Below are 21,333 nucleotides of genomic sequence, written 5' to 3'. Positions count from 1 at the left end.
ACGCCGGTCCATTCGTCGAACCGTAGATCAATACATTGAAAACAGGATTAGCAGTTATCCAGCACTTTTTGCAGCATCCGGGCAAATGCTTTATCGTTTGGCGGAGTAAATAAGTTGACGTGATCGCCCGGAACCTGGTGCACTTCAACGCCTTTCAACGCGAACGGTTTCCAGCCGAGAAATTCAAAATCTTCTTTGTAGGCAAGTTGTTTTTCGGCCCGAAACAGCGTTATCTTAATTTCCTGGGGCACTAAACGGTAATTACGGGCCGCAATTATATTCGTTTCATTGACTTTATAATAATTACCATGAAACACTTTCATGTAATCTTCATTGTACCGAATCCGGCGATACAGTTGATTCGCTTTGCGCTTGACCGAATCGATTTTTGTACTGATCGTTTCGCGCGGATAGCGTCTTAATAAGGTAAGAATATAGAGTCGTTCCTTCAGTAAGGCCGTCGAATCATTCCAGAGTCGGTTTATCCAGGGATCATAAAAATTGGACTGATCGGCGTAGGAGTCAAACATAGCCAGCAGTTTTACTTCTTTGCCTCTTTCTTTTAACTGCTTGCTCATTTCGAAGGCAATGATTCCGCCAAAGGAGTAACCCGCCAACGCATAAGGTCCGTCCGGATTTTTAGCCATGATCGCATCGATGTAATAAGCCGCAATGGCTTCAATGCTATCCAGCGGTTGATCATCGCTGTTAATTCCTTTCGCCTGAAGTCCATAAACCGGTTGGTCGGCGTCCATATTGATGGCCAGCGTATTGAATAACAACACATGCAAACCAGCGCCGTGGACGATATAAAGCGGAATTTTGGTTCCCTGTGGTTTGATGGGAACCAGTGAATCCCAGGTAACCGACCGGCCATTCATGTGTAGAATCGACGCCAGTTTTTCCACCGTCGGGTATTCAAACAACATGGATAGCGGCAGACGCTTCCCGGTTTTTTTCTCCAGCCGCGTCATCACCTGAACCGCGATGAGCGAGTGGCCGCCCAGCTCGAAGAAATTGTCGAACACGCTTATTTTTTCGAGCCGTAAACATTCCATCCAGATATCGGCAACCAGCTTTTCGATGTCCGTCCGCGGAGCCATAAAACCGGTACGGTTCTCGATGGCGTCCAGCATCGGGTCGGGTAACGCCTTCTTATCGATTTTGCCGTTGGGCGTCAGAGGCAGCTTGGCCAGCACCACAAAGTTGTTCGGAACCATGTAGTCGGGCAGGTTCCGCCGAATCTGTTGCTTCCATGCATCCACCTGATCCTGCGGAACAATCAGGTTGTGCTTGAACGGGTTGCGGGCAAACTCATTCAGCGAAGCACCTTCCAGCGTAATCGACGCAGGCAGGGCCGGAATTTGATTCGTGCGTTCAGAGGGAATGAAAACGACATCCAGCAAATTGTCGGAGCCGTCGCCCGCCCACCGGACGTGGGTGGTGAAGCGGTGTTTTTTGCCGGTCGACCACAAAACGGCGGGGTCAACGCTGGGCGGAATGGTCGCCAGTTTCGGTTTCGCTTCCAGCAGTAAGGCCGCATCACTCAACCCGTCGATCACCTGAAGCAGCGTATGATCTTCGGCCGTGCGGCTGTTGAAGACGTTTCGGAGCTGCACCACCGCCTGCGGGTTGGCCGACAGACTGCGTTCGAGATCTTCCACCGAATAATCCGGGGTCCAGTCGATCACGGCATCAGCCGGGGCCACTTCGGGCGGATTTCCGACGTACAGCCAGATATCGTAGTGGTGTTTGGTGGTTTCGTTCAGGAATTGCCCTTCACGAAGCTGAATATCGACCGCCGAAATCGCCGGGATAAGCTGCGGCAGTAAATAGAAATACGCCGGGTCGGCCATCAACTCATCTTCGATGAAAACCCGCCGGTCGACAATCTTTTTGAAGTCGGCAACGGTATTTTCTGCCGACGAACGCGGAAACTGGTCGAACGTGTGGTGCATCCGCAGCGTACTTTTCCCCTGCATATCACCGATAAAAATGCAGCCGCCCTGCGCAACGGTTTTAACCGCCTGCTCGATTACCCGCAGCAAATACGTGGTGTCGGGAAAATACTGAGCCACACTATGAATCAGGACCAGATCCAGCGACGCGGCCGGAACAGCACTAAAATCATCGGCGGTGCCAACGGCGGTTTTAACATTTTTCCATTTGGCGGCATCTACGGCTAACTTCTCCCGCAGGTTTTCGATGGCCGTTGGCGAATAATCCGTACCGATATACAGCGACGCGTCGGGTGCCAGTTCAAACAGCAACTGCCCTGCCCCGCACCCCACTTCCATGATGCGTTTCGGGTGTAGGTTCCGGATTCGGTTCACCGACTGCTGCACCCAGTCATCAATCTCGGCCTTGACATCTTTTTTACCGCTCAATTGCTCGGCGATGGCAATTTCAAGGTTTTGCTCCGATGGTTTGAGGCCACTTTCATGACTGACGCCCATGTTGTAAATCAGGTCCCACCGGTCTTGCCAGCTCGGGGCTTTGTCATTTGCGGCCACCGACTCGGGCACCACGTAAGCCACCAGCACCTGATCGCCCGAGCGAGCGGTATGCGCAACAACCGCCGTTTCCTTGACTTCCCTGATGGTGCTGATAACGTTCTCGATTTCTCCCAGCTCAATCCGGTGCCCCCGGATTTTCACCTGCTGGTCGATGCGTCCGAGACACTGTATTTCGCCGGTTTTCAAGAATTTGCCCAGATCACCGGTGCGGTACATGACGCTTCCCGACGATGGGTCGAACGGATTTTTCAAAAACCGCTCGCCCGTCAATTCCGGTCGGTTCAGGTAGCCGCGGGCGACGCCGTCACCGGCAATGTAGATTTCGCCCACCGTTTCTTCCGGTACGGGTTTAAGAAATTCATCCAGGATATACACCTGCGTGTTGTTGATCGGCCGGCCAATGGTGATGGGTTCGCCCTGGCCAATCTTTTTCACGGTCGACCAGATGGTGGTTTCCGTCGGGCCATACATATTCCACAATTCCGTGCATTTTGCCGTCAGCTTTTCGGCCAGATCGGTCGAAAGTGCTTCACCTCCGCAGAGGGCTTTCAGCGGCAGCGGTTTGTCCCAGCCTGCATCGAGCAGCATCCGCCAGGTCGAAGGCGTGGCCTGTAGAATGCTTACTTTTTCGGCTTTAATCAGGTCGAGTAACGAGCGGCCATCGCGGGTGACGGCCGGATCAGCCAGCAAAACCGTCGCGCCGGTCATCAGCGGCAGATACAATTCCAGGCCCGCAATGTCGAACGAAATGGTGGTGACCGCCAGCAGAATATCATTTTTGGTGATACCGGGGGCCTGCTCCATGCTCCACAGGAAGTTGACCAGGTTATGATGCTCGATCAATACGCCTTTGGGCTTGCCTGTCGAACCGGATGTATAGAGGATATACGCCAGATGGTCGCCCGAAACCCGGCGGTCGGGATCATGGCTGGCATTCGATTTCGATTCTGCCAGGGCTGTTTCGATCAGGATTTCGCGGGCCTGACTTTTCAGTTTTCCCTGGTATTTGGCCGATGTAATCAGCATTTTGGCCGATGAGTCGGTCAGCATAAACGTCACCCGTTCCTGCGGATATTCCGGATCAAGCGGTAAATAAGCCGCTCCGGCCTTTAAGACGGCCAGCAATGTAATCACCATTTCGGGCGAACGATCCAACGCAATCCCCACACAATCTCCTTCCGTCACTCCCTGCTGAATCAGATAATGCGCTAACCGGTTAGCGGTTTCGTTCATCATCTGGTAACTTGTTGCCTGCTTTTTAAACAGTAAAGCCGTTTTACCCGGGTACTTCGTGGCCGTTTGGGCAATTAATTCATGTAAAGGTGTATGGTAAGGATAATCCGTTTTGGTGTCATTCCATTGAGTCAATTTTTCATTCAGACTGTTTTCTGACATAAACTTGATTTCACTTATTGGTATAGATGGATGGGCGACAACCGTTTTCAACAGATTGGTAAACTCAGACATCATACGATCAATCGTCTCCGCTTTAAACAACTGCGTGTTATAAGACCATTCCAGCGTCAGGGCTTTCTCGGAGCCCGTGGCGTTGAAAAATAATTCAAAGTTTTCGTAGTCTTTGGGGTGACTAATCAATTCATGGGTCAACCCGTGGAAGTGAACGCCATCGTTCATTCCCATATCGATGTTAAAAATAACCGGAACCAGCGGCACCCGCGAAGGGTCGCGGGGAATATTGAGCTTCCTCACCAGATTGCTGAACGTGAGTCGCTGATGATCATACGCATCGAAAACCGATTGCCGGCAAACCTTTAAGAAAGCGGTAAACGTCAGCTGCGTTTCCAGATGACTCCGAACCGGTAAGAGGTTGACGCAGTGGCCAACCAGCCGGTTGTTGCCCGTTACGGATTGCCCGGCGGTTGGCAGGCCGACGATAATGTCTTCGTGGCCGGATAAGCGGTGGAGCAATACGTCAAAAGCCGCCAGTAAGGTCGTTACAAAGCTGCAACCGGCTTTTAAACCCATTTTTTTAACCGCCAGAACGAAGTCGCTGTCCAGCGGATAATCCAGGCGTTTGCTTTCAAACGTCCGAACGGCGGGTCGCGGAAAATCCGTTGGCAGATCAAAAACCGGGACATTATTCCGGTATTGGTCCACCCAGAACGCTTCGATTTTCTGGTATTCGTCACTCGTCGAAAACTGAAACTGCTCCTCGGCATAGTGGGCATACGAAGGCGCTTCGGGCAGATTGGCGGGAACCCCCTGGACGTAAGCCGAGTACAGTGCGCTCAGATCCAGCAACATAGCCCCCATCGACCAGCCATCGCGGGTGCTGTGGTGCGTGGTCAGAATCAGGCGGTATTCCTGATCCGACAGCTCGAATAAAGCCGCTCGAAACAACGGACCGTTCAATAAATCAAATACGTGCCGGGCTTCCTGCTTCAGATAATCGGCAATCAGCTCCTCTTTTTCAGCGGTAGTTTTTTCTGAAATAGCGTGATAGGCTATCGGTATCGGTAGTTCTTTATAGATACAAAGGTGCTCGCCATTGGCGCTAAACACCAATCGCAGGGATTCATGCCGGGCCACGAGCGCCCGGATGGCCTGCTCCATGGCAGCCCGGTCGAAATACCCCTTAAACAGGATTGTATTTAATAGATTATAAGACCGGGTGGCGTTGTCGCCACCTAACAAACACGCTGTCCAGATTTCTTTCTGCGGCTCCGTAGACGGTGCGATTCGCACAATTTCCGGCCCGGCAAAAGGATCAAAATCAACTGCGGTCACGTCGGGGATAGGTATAGTTCCAGTCATAAATATAGCTATATTTTTATCTGTAAATATTTTCCGGGTTGATCCGGATCAGAAATAAACCAGGCTGGATTCCCATCCCGATCCCTACCCAGCCGGGCGTCGGGCGTTGGCGGTTCATTGAACGTATAAGTGGGGCCGTTTTTCTCGTTAGACGCGGCCGTTTTAGGATTCGATTTGAAAATGTCCGCGTCGATCATTTCCTGAATGCTCTCCCGAAATAACCGGAGTACCTGATCGATTTCGGCATCCGTGTGGGCTTCGGTAATGAAACACGGAAAACCGTCCCAGATGTGAATGCCTTTTTCACGCATCAACACAAACAACAGCTCGCTATACGGTATTTCTTCTTTCGGCTTGATTTTCCAGAGCGAGCCGAACTGCGCCACATAAAAAGGGATTTGGTGCCGGTCAAACTCGGCATTTAACTCCCGGGCAATGCGTTCGGCTTTTTGGGTAAGCCCTTTTTGCAAACCCGGGCCCTTCTCTTTTAAGTGAAGCAGAGAGGCTTTCGCCGTGGCGAGCGCCAGCGGATGCCGAACAAACGTGCCGGCAAAATAGGTGACTCCTTTTTCGGGGAAAGATGCATCGCCATACTGCCAGAAACCGCCATCGAGCACATCCATATACGCTTTATCACCGGCAATGATGCCGATGGGTATGCCTCCGCCCACCACTTTTCCGTACGAAGCCAGATCCGCCTTGATGCCGAACATCGCCTGTGTACCACCCGGGTGCATGCGAAAACCGGTAATGACTTCATCAAAAATCAGGGCTGTTCCCGACGAGGCCGTAATTTTCCGAACCTCCTTCAAAAATTCAATCGGCACAAATTCCGGTCGGCGGCTTTGCACCGGTTCCACCAGCACGGCGGCTAGTTCGTGCGCCCGTTCCCGGATGATTTTCAGACTTTCCGGCGTGCCGTAATCCAGAATCAGCATGTTCTGTACCGACTCCGGCATGATGCCCGGTGCGGCCGGAAACGACTTCAGTTTTTTCGTTCCCCGCACAATAACTTCATCAACAATTCCGTGGTAGGAACCGGTAAAGGCCACAATCAGCGACCGTCCCGTTACCGTGCGGGCGATCCGCATGGCCCCCAATACCGCTTCTGAACCAGTGCTGCACAGAGCCGCCCGGTCGAAACCGGTAAAGTCGCAGATCAAGCGGATGACTTCCCCCGCCAGTTCATGCTGAGGTCCGATTTCAAACCCTTTTTCGATCTGATCATACAGGGCTTGCTTGACGAACTCGGGCTGATATCCGAACATGTTGGAACCAAACCCATTGAGCATATCGATGTACTCGTTGCCATCGATGTCCCACAAGCGGCTGCCTTTCGACTTGTTGATGACAATGGAATAAACCAGTTCTTTGGTCAGCGGTCTGAATCCCGAAACCACCCGCGGATCGGCCATATGGGAACGGTGCTCCTGCGTATAGTTTTTACTACCACCGGTTTTCTGGTTATACCGGCTGATGAGTTGCTGAAGAAATGTTTTCTGTCTGGAATTTAATTCGGTGATCTGGCGCTCGATGCGGGCGCTTGCTCCGAACGGTTTCTTGATTTCAACTTCCTCTTCCGGCGTTAAATCCGGCGTTTTGGCAGAAGCGGGTTTATTGCCATTCAGTGATTTTCCATTCAGGTTGGCCAGTGCGGCCATGGAGGTAAGAGACGGCAGGGAGGTTTGTTGACTAGCCTGCATCATGGCAATCTGTCTGGCCAGAATCTGGATCTGCTGGCCCATCAAATCCAGTACGGAATCATTCGTACCGGTGGGCATGGCAGCGGGGTTTGGCAAGGCAACGCCCGGTGTAGGGTGCTGGTTGACAGGCTGAACAACCGGTTTGGGTGCATATGCTTCTGCTGGCAACTGCCGGTCGAGATACGCAACCAGGCTGTCGATCGTTGCGTATTCTTCATTCAGTTGCCGGAAGGTGATCGGCAAACCGAATTCTTTCTTTAAGGTGATGGAAACCTGCGTCAGCAGCAACGAATCGAGCCCCATTTCCAGAAAGCTCATATCCGACGTTACGCCGTCCATCTCAACACCGGATGCTTCCTCCAGCATTTCCTTAACCTTATTGATTAATACGTCTTTTCTCATATGGACCGTAAATAGAGATGTTTCAGCAGAAGGATCGATGGCCATTTCCGACCCGGTCGGCATGGGCAGCGAAACCGGCAAAAGGGGTGTTACCGGATCAACCCAGTAGCGTTTTTTATCAAAAGCGTAGGTCGGCAGCGTTACTTTGCGGTTGTTTTGATGGGCATGAAATGCCTTCCAATCCGGCTCTAACCCGTTGATCCACACCTGACCCAGAGCTTTCAGGATGGCTTCAAACTCGGTTTGTGTTCCTTTTTTATCCAGACTTGTCACGATGCTGGCCGGTCGCGCACCTGCCTGTTGCCGGGCAAAGGTCGTAGTTGCATTCCCGGGGCCCACTTCGATCAACAGAGGCTGATTTAGAATAATAACAGATTCGAGGGCATCAGAAAACCGCACGGTTAAACGCAAATGCCGGGCCCAGTAGTCGGGATCGGTTGCCTGCGCGTCTGTCAGAAAAGTACCACTAACGGTGGATACGATACGCTTCTGCGGACGGCTCAGCACCACTTCGTCAACGGCTTTTCTGAATTCGGCCACGACCGGTTCCATCATCACCGAGTGAAAGGCATGGCTCGTCAGCAAGACCCGGTTCGGAATTCCTTTTTCATCCAGAACACTGGCAAAAGCCGCAATATCTTCGTCGTGTCCGGCCACCACACACAGCGTATGGCTATTTATGGCGGCAATGGACAACGGTTCGGGCATGAGCGCCCCGATTTTTTCCGCTTCCAGCCGCACCGAAAGCATGCTTCCCCGGGGCATTTCACTCACCAGCCGCCCCCGAATGGCGATCAGCTTCAACGCATCGGCCAGGGTAAAAATACCCGCGAGATGGGCCGCAACGAACTCGCCAATGCTATGGCCGCACAACAGAGACGGGTTGACGCCCCAGCTCATCCACAGTTTGGCTAATGCATATTCCGTCACAAACAGGGCGGGTTGCGTAAACCGCGTATTTTTCAGGTTTTCCTCGGCTTTCCGATTGACCTCTTCCGGATAAATAATCGACCGGATGTCGGTTTCCAGGTATTCGTCGAGCAGCCCGGCGCATTCGTCGATGGCCTGCCGATAGACGGGTTCGTTTACGTAGAGTTCACGACCCATGTTCAGGTACTGTGCCCCCTGACCCGGAAACATGAAAACCACCTCACCGGGACGTTCCCTGATCGATTTCACTTCGGCCGAAGGTCCGGTAGTGGCAAGCAGTTTTTCGGCCAGTTCATCATTGGTAGACGCCACCGTAAAGCGCCGGTGATTGAAAGCAGCCCGGGTGGTTTGCAACGTAAAAGCCACATGGGCCAAATCGAGCCGGCGGTTTTTCTGCAGGTGCTGCGCCAGCCGTGTGGCATACTGATCCCGGCTGGGAATGGATCTGGCCGACCAGGTGATCAATTGCGCCGGGCGGGTCGACACCGGTTTTTCGGCCGGAATCTCCGTGGCATATTCTTCCAGAACAACGTGAACATTCGTTCCGCCAACGCCGAACGAGCTAACCCCGGCCCGGCGCGGACCGGACGTTTCCGGCCATTCGGTGAATTCTGTATTGACGAAGAACGGCGTATGGCTAAAATCAATGGCCGGATTCGGAGCCGAATAATGGATGGATGACGGAATCTGCTGATGATGCAGCGCCAGTACGGTTTTGATAAATCCGGCTACGCCAGCCGCCGTTGTCAAATGCCCCATATTGCTTTTTATGGAACCAATGGCGCAAAACTGGGTGGCGGGCAAATCCCCGAAAGCCATTTTCAACCCTTCAATCTCGATGGGGTCACCAATGGGTGTTGCCGTTCCGTGGGCTTCGACATAACTGATAGTAGAAGGGTCAACCTGGGCATCCTGCAACGCCATGCTAATGGCTCCGGCCTGGCCTTCGGCGTTTGGAGCCGTAAAACTGCCTTTTCCGCTCCCGTCGTTGTTGACTCCCACTCCCTTAATGACCGCCAGAATGGTGTCGCCATCGTGTTTAGCGGCTTCCAGGGCTTTCAATAAAACGATGCCTGCACCATCACTAAATACCGTCCCCTGCGCATCGGCACTGAACGGGCGACAGTGGCCATCGTTGCTCAGCATGGCACCCTCCTGATACAGATAACCGCTGTTGATGGGTTGAGCAATGGCTGCGCCACCGGCCAGCGCCATGTCACACTGCCCGTTCCGAATGCTGTCTACGGCCTGAGCAATGGCCAGCAGGGACGTAGAACACGCCGACTGCACCGTCACTGCGGGGCCTTTCAAGTTCAGAGCATAAGCCGTTCGGGTTGCGATGTAATCTTTCTCATTGGCCGTCATCACCTGAAAACTGCCCACCTTCTCAACCAGATCGGCGTTCGGTAATACGTTCGTATAGTAATAGGTATTGTTGCGGCATCCCCCAAAAACGCCGATAGAGCCATCGTAGTTCTGGGGTTCATAACCCGCACTTTCCAGCGCTTCCCAGGCTATTTCCAGAAAAATGCGGTGTTGCGGGTCCATTAATTCCGCCAGCCGGGGATTAATCCCAAAAAATAAGGGATCGAACTCATCGGCTTTCCGGATGATGCCCCGCGCTTTCACATACTCCGAATCGTTCCGCAAACCGGTCGGTATGGATTTATCCAGTTCTTCTTCGGTAAAAAAATGGGTCGTTTCTTTTCCTTCTTTTAAAATATCCCAAAGTGCTTCAATAGAATCTGCTCCGGGAAAACGGCCCGCCATGCCAATAACCGCTATATCCTGCGTATTAAGTATAGTCTTTCTTTTTAACGCATCCGGTTTAGTCTCTTTTCCTAAAAAAGCCGCGATCCCTTTTATCGTGGGCTGCTGATAGAGTTTTGTAATTGGAATGGTATAGCCAAATCTTCTTTTTAAAATCGTTACGGCCGAAATTGCCAGCAACGAATTACCGCCCAGTTCAAAGAAGTTATCGTCCGTACCCACCTGATCCACTTGCAGGAGTTCGGCCCATACGGTTTCGATATTCATTTCAATCCGGGAGGCCGCAGGGCTATAGATCGTGGATAAAGGCGGGCGTTCGGCCTTGGGTTTGAGCAACGCCTTTTTATCTATTTTCCCATTTGCGGTTAACGGCAATGCCGACACCTGAACAAGCCGTGACGGCAGCATGTATTCGGGCAACTTCTCGGCTAAGTAATTCTTTATCAGTATCGTATCGATGTCTTTTTTAACAACGATGTAACCTATCAATCGTTTACCAGTCGTATGGTCATCCTGTGAAACCACGACGCACTGCTCTACCGCTTCGTGGTTTGCCAGTACAACCTCTATTTCACTCAATTCAATGCGATGACCCCTGATTTTTACCTGATCGTCCATCCGGCCAATGAATTCAATCAGTCCATCGGCGCGGTATTTTCCAAAATCACCGGTTTTATAAAGCCGGTCACCGGGTTGTTTACGATACGGATTTGTAGTGAATTTTTCAGTAGTAAGCGGGGCATTATTGAGATAACCGCGACCCACGCCAGCCCCGCCAATGCAAATTTCACCCGCGGTTCCGGTCGGTACCGGATTGCCATTTTCATCCACGATATAGACCGAGGTATTGGCAATCGGTTTGCCAATCGGCACAACGTCTTCTGACTTCGTGCCGGCCGGATAGCGGTATTGAATGGAGCTGATCGTCGCTTCGGTTGGGCCGTATTTATTGTAAAATTGCACCTGCGAGCCCCAGGAATCGGCCAGGTCGGGCGGGCAAATTTCACCGGCAGAAACTACTCTTTTTAAACTCCCATAGGTATCACTGGGAATGTAGCGCAATAAACTGGGGGTTGTGTGCAGGTGGGTAATTTTTTGCCGGGCAATTACCTGAATTACTTCATCCGGATTAAACAACGATTCCTTCCGAATCAATACGAGTTTTGCTCCATTACATAAAGCAAGGAATATTTGTTCTACCGCCGGATCAAAGGCATAATTACTGGTTTGAAGGATCGAATCCGTTGCCGCAATTGCAAATTCCTGCGACTGATTCTGTAGGTAATTACTTAAATTGCGGTGTTCGATAAGCACGCCTTTCGGGCGTCCTGTCGACCCTGACGTGTAGATTACATAAACAAGATTGTCGGGATTTATCGAACTTTTTACGGCCTCTTTTGATTCGGCCGCTATGGTTTCCCAATCCGTATCCAACCGAATCAATTCAAGGTCTTCTTTGCACTCGATCAGTAGTTTACCAGTATAGTTATCCGTAACGGCAAGGGGTGTATTTATATCTGATAAAATATAGTTTATGCGGTCGAGCGGGTATTCAGGATCAATGGGAGCATAGGCACCACCGGCTTTTAGTATCCCCACGATCCCAACAATCATTTCCAGGGATCGATTGATACAAATGGGAACAATTGTCTCTTCTTTAACGCCTTTTTTTCTTAAATAAGTGGCCAATTGGTTCGACTTTTCGTCTAACTGGCGATAGCTTATTTGTCGGTTTTCAAATTGTACGGCTACCTGATCAGGGTTATTTCTAACGTGTTCAGAAAATAAAGCCACTACCGTTTTATCCAAATAACCTAACTCTGAATTCTGGTTTTCAGATTCCGAAAAGGATCCATTGTTGTTATCTGGATTCTGCATTGTTTAGTAATTCTTGGTGTCCAACTCAATCTATTTATAGAGACTCAATACAGCATCGGTACTTGCTAAAAGACGTAAAATACAAAATAAACTTCTCTTATTTATACTAACGATAGTGTCTATACTATTAGTAATAGTATAATAAAATCAAAAAATAATACTTTTTTTCCGGATCAGTGAGTAGGTATTTTAGTCTTTATGGATCGCTTTTTGAGCACTTGACAAGGGTGTTCATTATCCACCTGGTGTTTTGCTGTATAAAGATACTCTTTAATCCAGCAATCAATCCTATTAGCCCAGTAAATATACTCGCTAATTTACTATACGGCAACTAATGAATTCAAAAAACACACTAAGTATTTTTACTCTGTTTTTCAGATAACCTGATCCGTCATCTGCTCTGTATTTGTCGAAAACGTATATTGAGTCGCAACAGGCCCATAAAATCCACTCAATACCGTATCATTAATTTTACCAAATAATGCCTCTAATACAACCTCCCGGTCAAACCGGCGTACAAAATCATGCGCATTCGACTTATAGACGCCAAATTGTTCTTTATCCTGTAAATAAGCAGTCAGCAATTCCCTCATGTGATCAACATCCTCGATGTCCGAAGACATACCTAACCCATTTTCCGTGATCACCTTAAAAATTTCAGAGTCCTGACCGGCAGAGACGAATATCAGCTTCTTTTTCGCCATTATACCCAACAATTTTGAGGGGAAGTAAACGTCACCGGAGTCTTTTTTCTGGGAGAGAAAAACGATATCGACATCGCAGAGAAAACTGTAGTAATCATTCTGGGATAAAAAGTCAATAAACCGGATGTTTCCGGTTGCTTTTTTGTCTGCGTACGATTTTAAATTTACTAAATCGCCCCCCTGACCAATAATAAGAAAGACAACGTCAGTACGATCTTTAAATTTTTCACTTAAATCCACCAAAACCGATAAGCTTTGCTTCACCCCAACATTCCCCGCATAGCCGATCAGGATCTTGTCTTTAAATTCAGGATAGGCCTTTCTAAAATCACCTTCTACCCCTTTACGCCCGGCTTCGTCAACGTTGATCCAGTTCGGCCATAAATAAACGTTTTTTTCTATAGCTCCTTTTTGTTTAACAATATCAACCATTGCCGTTGAGATAGACGTTACCAGATCTGCTTTTTGGTAGGTGTAACGTTCTATCTTGTTCATCACATCTACAATGGGCAGTTTGCCTAACATTCCCAATGATTTGGCCGCATCCAGTTGCAAATCCTGAACATTTATAATCAGTTTGGCTTTCCAGTACTTCTGAAAAAAAACACCAACCAGACCCAGATTTATCGGTGTTGTAAAAAGGACAATAACATCATGACGGCCGGCGCGAAAGAAATTGATAAAAACAAAGAGTATAAAAGTAATTTCCTGAATCATCCTCGCTAACGAAGTGACTTTTTTGGGAACGTACAAATACCCTCTTAATACCTTAATTTTTTTATAAAAATCGGTTCGAAACAGTTTACCTTTATCTTCCGGTTTTTTTTCCCATTTGGGATACCAGGAAAATCCGGTTACAACAGTAACCTCATGGCCCTGTTCCATCGCATAGGTTGCAAAATCCGTTGAATACAATGAAATCCCACTGTGGTCAGGGGCAAATGTCATACTGCTAACTAAAATTTTCATTGTAAAAATTGAATTGAGATTAGGTGGACATTTTAATTTCGTCACTTCTTTACCAGAAATCCGGCCATCCTTATTGCTGTTATCCCGCCAAGTGCGCCCAGAGCGCCCCACATTACATCGCCCCAATCAAAATGCCGTCGCGGCAACGCCAACTGGCCCACTTCCGCAATCAGGATGATGAGTACCAAGGCCAGCCAGATGCCCGCCCACCAGTAACCGCCATACTTTCTGCTTATCAGCCAGATGCCGCTGAACAGGCCAAGAAAAACCATCGGTACGGCAGTCCGTACATTCATATTGGCATCCGCATCGGTCCAATAGGCCAGTCGAGCCGGCAAAAATCCATACTTGCTTAAATGCGGATTGGGAAGCCAGCTGAGACCGAAAACGATACCGATGGTGAGGGCAATCATTCCATAAAGCAGAAATAAACGCACGGTTCGGTGGGAATGCAATGACTGAGGATGGGACTTACCGGACTGACTTTACTTCAACACGCCGGATGTTTCCTGATTTAAAAGCGCAGGTAATTTCTCTTTATTTCCTTCTTCGAGTTCGCGTATTTTACAATACATCTGGGTAAAATACGCCATCTTTAAAATGGCGAATGCAAAACCCCGACTTCCATCCCGGAACCCACCCATCAAAAAGAAACTTCCGAAAAAGTAGATAGGTCCCAGAAATGGCGTACGCATGAGACTGTATTTTATTCGTTGCATCCACGTCAACCGTTGTGCCGTTTGGGTGTCACCCGCCAGCTTTAGAAAACGGGCCGCTTCCCAGCTGGAATATTCGTTATGTTTGGTGATGTAATACGACATACCCCGAAAATCCTGGTGGTCAATTTTGCTGCGAATGGTGCCAACTTCGCCGTTTAATACCGGATGTTCGTGAATTTCCATGTCAAGCCGGCTCCATTGATCTTCGTCAATTTTTTCGTATTCACCCGCTCCAACCTGAAATAAAGCCAGTTTATGCAAGAAATAACCGCCCTTATTTTCTTTTCCCAGAAAGTAAACGGTAAAGCGGAGCCAATACCCGACTTTCGTATCCTCGCGCTGCAAGGTTTGCCGTAATTCTGCTTTAAACGCGTCTGTTAAAAACTCATCAGCGTCGAGAAACAGTACCCATTTGGTTTCAGGAGTATGGTTTCGCAAAAACCAGTTTCTCTTTTTAGGAAACCGCCCGTCCCACACAAAGTCAATCACTTTAACCCCGTACGAGCGCGCAATATCGCGGGTGGAATCGGTGCTGCCCGAATCGATCAGGACGATATGCTGCGCCAAATCGGGCCCAATCGCTGCCAGACAGGCAGGTAGATTTTTCTCTTCATTTCGGACAGGAATGGCGATCGTTAAATCGAGCGGTAATGGCATAACTTTCGTGACTGGGATAAACCGGGATGGGCAAACAAAATTTATTTAGCAGGATTTCCTTTGACGACCCGGTGTGGGGCTACATCTTTGGTGACGACACTACAGGCCCCAACGATGGCATGATCTCCAATGGTAACTCCCGGCATAATAAAGGCTCTGGCCCCGATAAAAGCGTGCGCCCCAATGACAATGGGTGACGTTACCAGATTTTTAGCGGGCTGATCAAAGGCGTGCGTGCCTGTGCAGATGTAAACTTCCTGTGCCACCGTGGCGTGTTCTTTAATTTCAATGGATCCCAGCGAATAGGCGTTGGCCCGATCGCCCAGACAGGCGCGGTGGTGCATGATTAAATTCCACGGAATCTGAATGCGTGAACGCTGATGCACAAACGGCGTCCCGTAGAGCTTAGCCCCGAATACTTTTAGCCAAAATAACCGCCACGGATTGGCCGGCTTCGGCGTCCAGGAACAGAAAATGAGCCAGGTGTATTCCCAGAGTAAAATCTTGATCCGTTTGCTTACGGTCCACGGACTATCGTAGGCCGATGCTTGCTGATGAATACTGATCATGGTGTTTTAAACCGCAATTTTATTGAAATCATGGAGCAGCCGTTTGGCGATGATGGCTAACGAATACGTGACCGAAACCCGCTTTGCTTCTTTCGACAAACGCTGTAAATAAGTTTCATCCGTCATGAGTCTGGAAAGTGCCTGCGTCAATTCTTTCACCTGATCTTCGGCCGTATGCTGGTAGCACAAACCGTTCTTTCCATCGGCAATAAAATCATTAAAGCACTCGAGTTTTGACACAACCGGTACGGCTCCATACGCCATTGCTTCTCTGGGAGCAACCGGTGCGGCATCGCCACTACCATCCTGGGCCGGATAACAAAATATACTGGCTCGCGCGTAGTGATCGATCAGTTGATTTTCGTCATAAACCGGTCCGGCAAATTCTATTGGTGAATTACTGGCGAGGGTAAGAAGCTCGTCATAATAGGACTGGCCACCACCACCATCTTTGTATTCATAAGGCCCGACAATCTGCAATTTCCACTCGTTCCGCACGTCTTTATCCAGCGCATTGAACGCATTAAGAAGAACATGCACTCCTTTTTCCGGGTGTAGTCTGCCTACAAAAAGAATCACCTTTTCCCGGCGGGTCGGGTTTGCTTTAATGTCAAAGGGAATCGGATTGGGGATGTAGGATACCTTGCTGTGAAAACCCTCCGAAATCTCTTCTTTAATGGCTTCACAGATGGCCGGAGAGCAGCCTCTCAGCAGTCCGACACCGGCATTAGTGTAATATTTCATCTGCCCTTTCGGCACCCTTTGCACATCTATGTACGTTTTTTTGCGCCGGTTTTCACTCAATAACAGAGGAGACCAAAATGTATTCGTAACAATGACATCGATATTTTTAGGAATCAGTTTTACCGCCCGAAACGAGTAAAGGAAATCCAGGTATTTTAATTTTAGAAGTGAAGCAGGCGTGTCATAGCCCGAAACCCGTAAATAGCTTACGCCTTTTCGTTCTTCTTTATCCGGTAAGTCAGGATGCGAACGGCTAATATGAATTACCTCATGACCCAGCTCGGCAAACTCCTGCCCCATCTGGTACCAAATCTTCTCAACAGCTCCACCCTGAATAGCTGGAACTGGCAGAAAAGCACCTTGTATAATGGCAATACGCATAGTACTCGTTAATTAATAACCGGAACGTTCTGATTTAAAACACGAAGCATATTTTTGGAAGCTTGTGACACCGTGAAATGAGTATCAAAAACTCTCCGTGCGCTCAGCTCCATCTGCTTTTTTTGCCCGGCGGGCATTTTAATCCATCGGTCGAGCAGGTTATAAACGCCTTCCTCCGTATCTTCTCCAATCAGTCCGGCATCCCCGTTATCGATTTCCCGCCAGATATTTACCTGATCGGAAATCAATACCGGTTTAAAACACGCCAGTGCTTCGACGACGGCAATGCCAAAGTTTTCCTGGTGGCTGGGTAAAACAAAAGCTTCACAGGTATAAAAAGCGCCCCATTTGGCGTTACCGCTCAACATGCCGGGAAATAAAATAGCCTTGTCATCACCGGCGAGTTTCACCATTTCCTGCCCAAAAGCGGTATTCAATCCGGGGCCGGCAATAACCAGTTGAGGCAAATCAACACCCGATAATTTTAACGCCCGGTAGGCTTTAATCACCAGATCGACTCCTTTTTTAGGATCGATCCGGCTGATAAACAACAAGAATTTTCCCGTTAAACCGCGGCACGTTTCCAGAAATGTTTCCTGCATTTCCAGCGTAAAAACGGGTGGATATTCAACACCGAGCCCTACGACATTCTCCGTTTTAGGTGAATACGGACGGAACGGTTTTCGAGCCATTATCTTTTCTGTTTCACAGGTAAAAAGCAATCCGGTTGCGCTATTGATCAGCTTATGCTCTACCAATTTCCAAAAAAGCCAGTTACGCGCAGCTTTTAATTTCCGACCTGCCGCCCGTTGAAACCAGGGATCGAGCATACCATGCGGCATTACATAAAGAGCCGGTTTGTCTGCTTTAAGCTGACTCCAAACTTTATAAATTCCGTAGGTATGATAATGCCACAGGCCGTGGACAATGACAGCGTCGTAATTTTGCAGGTACTTCTTTAACCAGGGCAAAAATTCCGGCGCATACTGCCACGCACTTTTTGCCGGTCCAACAGCGTGAATCATAAAAGGTGTGTCACGCAAATACGCGGCTTGCGGGTCGTCCAAACTGACGACTTCATTGATGACCGCATGCTGAGAAAAGCCCTGGATCATGGTCCGAAGTGCCTGGCTGGTTCCTCCAACTTCTGGATCTAAACCTGATATGACGTGAAGAAGCCGCATGAAAATTGGGTATCGCTTGATGAATTACCTTTCCCCCAGTAAAATTTTACGCGCTACCGGTATTTTTCGAATGAGTACTACGAGCAATAGAGAGCAACTGAAAACAGCCAGCGTAACGCCGGTTTTTAGCCAAAATCCATACACTAGCTGACCGTGAAAGCCCTTTTCTATCAAAAACTCAAATGCTTCGAGAAATACGATATGCGAAAAATAAATACCAAAAGAAGCTGATGTCAAAGCCACTAAGCGGGCCGAAAGTTTTAAGCCGGGGAAGCCAACTACGAAAAAAAATAATCCGATTCCACCAATCGGTAAAACCAGCGAGTAGCCCGCTATCTCATATTTATACCCTAAAAAATTAGATCCTACAGCAAATAGCAGGAGTAGCAACCCCAAAATGGCCAAAGTTGGTCGATTAGTCATTTGGGATATTTTAGGGGCTAAATAAAATGCCGCCGATGTATACAGTAAAATACCCAGAACCTGCCCCGTTGCCGCAACACCAAAGCAGTTATTAATATCGCCGATTAATAGATAGCCTATCGATAAAATCAGAAGAAACACGCCCATTACGCGGCTTGGTGTTTGCTGCTGTAGTAATAAATAAATGGACAAGGCGAATGCCTGCAAAAAAATCAAGGTGGAAATAAAATAGAGCTGAACGGCACTTTCACCATAAAACAGAATTCGCCACCAAACGAAGTCGTTATAATTACCGGTTATAAACCCTTTTGTTAAAAATAAGGATAGGTATATGAGCGTCCAGGCCAAATAAGGCACAACAATTCTTTTTGCTATTTTTCTGTATTGTTTCGGTATCGAAATCGATTTTACTCCGCTGATAAAATAAGTAAGTGATGCTACATAAAAGAAAGGAACGCACAGCGGCCAAAAGAAAGTATTATATATTTCGGCGGAAGCCGTCGTAGACTTGACATGCAATGCTATCACACCAAAAGCAGCAACAAGCCGGGCAAAATCAACCGTGGTATTTCTCTGCGTCACGTTCATTTTGAGCAGGAATAGGTATCCAATACGGTTTCGTATATTTTCCCAATGCGATTGGTTGCTACTTCCACATTGTATCTTTTTATCGTCTCGAAACCTTCATTTATAAAAGCAAGTCGTTCCTGATCAGACTCATTGAGAATCTTTTCGACCCGGGCAGCGGCCTCTTCGGCCCACTTTTGGCTGGCTTTTCCATTGAGTGGCTTACGTGGAATAAACTCGGCGGCTTTACCGGCAACTTCGGTCATAGGGGCTTCGTTGGTTGTTAAAACCCGGCAACCACAAGCCATCGATTCGGCAATTGGCCATCCAAAACCTTCAGCCAACGAAGGAAATAGAAAAACAGAAGCCCCCCGATACGCATGCACCAGCAGTTGATCTTCTACGCCCGAAACAAAATGAATATCATTTTTAAAAGTAGATGCTTCGGCCATTTGCCGTATATCCGATGTCGGTTCGTGCCCAATCAATAGTAAAGGAAGTGTACGATTATAAATTCTCCGCCAGGCATCATAAATCTCCACAACCCCTTTTCTATTTTTATACCATTCATTGCCGCCAACGTGTAATAAATAGCCCTGCGTTAAATCGATTGTAAATTTATCACTTAACACAATCCGGGAAGCCTGTGTGTGACCCGGTTTATAAAGGGCGTTAACACCGTTATAGACGACTTCGGAAAAAGAAGGAACGGATTCTAAAAATTGATGCAGGTCGTTATTGGTTTTATTCGAAACCGAAATAAAGTTTTTACCCTTTCGATACCCCCTACGTATATACGCCTGGTACCGCTTCCCGGTCCAGCTCGTTGGGTTTTCCGAAATTTCGCCCAAGGCAGAACGCTGAGCTAAAAAATCATGGCAATGGATAACATGCGGTCGATCGGCAACGAGCGGTATCCACGGTCCAAGCGCCTGATCTGCAAACACAAATAGCGTATCGTCAGCCCTGGTTTTTAACCGATTACGGACCTCAACTGGAAACAGAATATACTGATCTAAATACCCCAGCCATTTTCGGAAAACCTGCGGAAATTTAAGACCGTAAAATTGAGGACGCGGAGACCATATCTCGACTTGATGCCCCCTGTTTTTCATCCCTTCGGCTAGCATTCTGGCAAAGCGCGGCATGCTTTGGGATGAGCTGAATTCAGGATGAGTAAAAATTACAATGTTCATTAACCAGCGTTATAAAATGCGATTCGTTGATGCGTATTGAATAGCGCATGAGACGTTAGGCAGTAGCGAATCTTTCGATTAAGGCGTTTGCCGTTGACTTAATTGAATAATTTTCCAGTTGGTGTCGGGGCCACCCAAAGCTTCGGGGAAACGTCGATAATGCTGTAATCGCTTCGGCCAGATCCACAGGATCGCCTTCTTTAAAGACTTTAAATCGCTCCAGCGGTTTGAAATCGACATGACAACCGACGGCATCACTCACGACGACTCCACATCCGGCCTGCATGGCCTCATTGGCCACTAGCCCCCAGGTCTCGCCCATGCGCCGGGAAGGCAGCACCAGGACATCCATTGCCAGGTAGTGGGCGGGCAATTGGGACTGATTGGCAAAACCGGCAAAGTGCGTTCGTACATTAAACTCGCTCAACGCTTTTTGCGCTTCAGTATGCAATTTTGGTTCGAGTTCGCCACTTCCCAGAAAATAAAGCCAGGTCCGGGACCGCAACGCTTCGGGCAGGCTTTTTAACATTTTGTATAAAATCTCCGGATTTTTCTTTTGAATCAGCTTTCCGGAGAATCCAATAACGAAGTCGGTAGTCAAAATTCCGGTTTTTGCCCTCGACAGGGTACGCATCAGTTCTTTCTCCGCATCGGACATGGATTCAAACCGATCGATCGTGCCGTAGAAAGCAGGATATAACTTTTCTTTCGGTACGCCATGCTTCAGATAGTGCCTCCGGTTAAGCTCTCCGATGTAATAAATCCGGTCAAATTTTTTGTACGTAACTCTGTACATCAGCGTCCGAACGGTCGACTTACTTCGGGAGCGGGTGACCGCTTCATCCTGTGTTTCACACCGCAGCCAAAGTGGTATTCCGCGCCGATTCGCTTCAACATACGCCATCAGGTCATACCGGTAATTCAGGCCCGTCAGCAAAATAGCCTCCGGTTTTAATTCGTCAATTATTTTACCCACACCCCGGCCCGTTAACGATCCCCAGCCGGATAGCGGTTTTCCCTTTTCGCAGTTCAAAACCGTGTAGTCATACCCTTCCAGCATCGGTTCATCCCAGGCAACCGATTGGCCAAAACCTTCATCCAGATAGCCGCGAACAGAGCAATCTGAGGCATAAACGACATGAATATTACCCGGACGAAGCTGGGCTATGGTCTGCCAGATTGGGACGCGATACTGAACTGGATGAGAATCAAAAACGAGAAGCTTAACTGACATAGCAAGATACAA

The 21,333-nt window shown here is 48.6% G+C and carries 11 protein-coding genes; all 11 read right to left on the bottom strand.

Going from position 1 to position 21,333, the window contains the following annotated elements; translation table 11 throughout:
* Window positions 1-47: 47 nt before the first annotated feature.
* Window positions 48-5,291 (bottom strand): non-ribosomal peptide synthetase, encoded by a 5,244-nt coding sequence (locus EHT87_RS22495; protein ID WP_124908934.1) that lies wholly within the window; start codon window positions 5,289-5,291, stop codon window positions 48-50.
* A gap of 8 nt (window positions 5,292-5,299) precedes the next feature.
* Window positions 5,300-11,974: a polyketide synthase gene (locus tag EHT87_RS22490; protein WP_124908933.1), complete on the bottom strand. Its 6,675-nt coding sequence runs from the start codon at window positions 11,972-11,974 to the stop codon at window positions 5,300-5,302.
* Window positions 11,975-12,348: 374 nt separating this feature from the next.
* Window positions 12,349-13,647, bottom strand: coding sequence for a glycosyltransferase family 4 protein (locus EHT87_RS22485; protein WP_124908932.1), 1,299 nt, complete (start codon window positions 13,645-13,647; stop codon window positions 12,349-12,351).
* Window positions 13,648-13,688: 41 nt separating this feature from the next.
* Window positions 13,689-14,084 (bottom strand): VanZ family protein, encoded by a 396-nt coding sequence (locus EHT87_RS22480; RefSeq protein WP_229321279.1) that lies wholly within the window; start codon window positions 14,082-14,084, stop codon window positions 13,689-13,691.
* Window positions 14,085-14,132: 48 nt separating this feature from the next.
* Window positions 14,133-15,023 carry a glycosyltransferase family 2 protein gene (locus tag EHT87_RS22475; RefSeq protein ID WP_124908931.1) on the bottom strand — a complete coding sequence of 297 codons (891 nt, stop codon included), beginning with the start codon at window positions 15,021-15,023 and terminating at the stop codon, window positions 14,133-14,135.
* A 41-nt stretch (window positions 15,024-15,064) separates the two neighbouring features.
* Entirely contained in the window at window positions 15,065-15,589 is a 525-nt protein-coding gene (locus EHT87_RS31820) for a DapH/DapD/GlmU-related protein (RefSeq protein ID WP_374756039.1), read from the bottom strand.
* A 9-nt stretch (window positions 15,590-15,598) separates the two neighbouring features.
* A complete protein-coding gene (locus EHT87_RS22465) occupies window positions 15,599-16,717 on the bottom strand; it encodes a glycosyltransferase family 4 protein (RefSeq protein ID WP_124908929.1) in 1,119 nt (372 codons plus the stop codon).
* Between the two features lie 8 nt (window positions 16,718-16,725).
* The gene (locus tag EHT87_RS22460) at window positions 16,726-17,901 is read right to left on the bottom strand and encodes a glycosyltransferase (protein ID WP_124908928.1); all 1,176 of its coding nucleotides are present in this window, start codon (window positions 17,899-17,901) and stop codon (window positions 16,726-16,728) included.
* 24 nt (window positions 17,902-17,925) lie between these two features.
* Entirely contained in the window at window positions 17,926-18,912 is a 987-nt protein-coding gene (locus EHT87_RS22455; protein WP_124908927.1) for an acyltransferase family protein, read from the bottom strand.
* Entirely contained in the window at window positions 18,909-20,087 is a 1,179-nt protein-coding gene (locus EHT87_RS22450; protein ID WP_124908926.1) for a glycosyltransferase, read from the bottom strand. The genes EHT87_RS22455 and EHT87_RS22450 overlap by 4 nt, the downstream gene beginning before the upstream one ends.
* A gap of 55 nt (window positions 20,088-20,142) precedes the next feature.
* Window positions 20,143-21,321, bottom strand: coding sequence for a glycosyltransferase family 4 protein (locus tag EHT87_RS22445; RefSeq protein ID WP_124908925.1), 1,179 nt, complete (start codon window positions 21,319-21,321; stop codon window positions 20,143-20,145).
* Window positions 21,322-21,333: the final 12 nt, after the last annotated feature.

The sequence above is a fragment of the Larkinella knui genome (assembly GCF_003858645.1).
GTDB lineage: Bacteria > Bacteroidota > Bacteroidia > Cytophagales > Spirosomataceae > Larkinella > Larkinella knui.
Note: the sequence above shows the minus strand (reverse complement) of the source record. Positions and strands in the feature narration are given on the sequence as shown.

Excerpts from the sequence above, each read along its gene's own strand:
- EHT87_RS22495 (WP_124908934.1), bottom strand. The coding sequence starts at position 5,291 with ATGACTGGAACTATACCTATCCCCGACGTGACCGCAGTTGATTTTGAT.
- EHT87_RS22490 (WP_124908933.1), bottom strand. The coding sequence starts at position 11,974 with ATGCAGAATCCAGATAACAACAATGGATCCTTTTCGGAATCTGAAAAC.
- EHT87_RS22485 (WP_124908932.1), bottom strand. The coding sequence starts at position 13,647 with ATGAAAATTTTAGTTAGCAGTATGACATTTGCCCCTGACCACAGTGGG.
- EHT87_RS22475 (WP_124908931.1), bottom strand. The coding sequence starts at position 15,023 with ATGCCATTACCGCTCGATTTAACGATCGCCATTCCTGTCCGAAATGAA.
- EHT87_RS22465 (WP_124908929.1), bottom strand. The coding sequence starts at position 16,717 with ATGCGTATTGCCATTATACAAGGTGCTTTTCTGCCAGTTCCAGCTATT.
- EHT87_RS22460 (WP_124908928.1), bottom strand. The coding sequence starts at position 17,901 with ATGCGGCTTCTTCACGTCATATCAGGTTTAGATCCAGAAGTTGGAGGA.
- EHT87_RS22455 (WP_124908927.1), bottom strand. The coding sequence starts at position 18,912 with ATGAACGTGACGCAGAGAAATACCACGGTTGATTTTGCCCGGCTTGTT.
- EHT87_RS22450 (WP_124908926.1), bottom strand. The coding sequence starts at position 20,087 with ATGAACATTGTAATTTTTACTCATCCTGAATTCAGCTCATCCCAAAGC.
- EHT87_RS22445 (WP_124908925.1), bottom strand. The coding sequence starts at position 21,321 with ATGTCAGTTAAGCTTCTCGTTTTTGATTCTCATCCAGTTCAGTATCGC.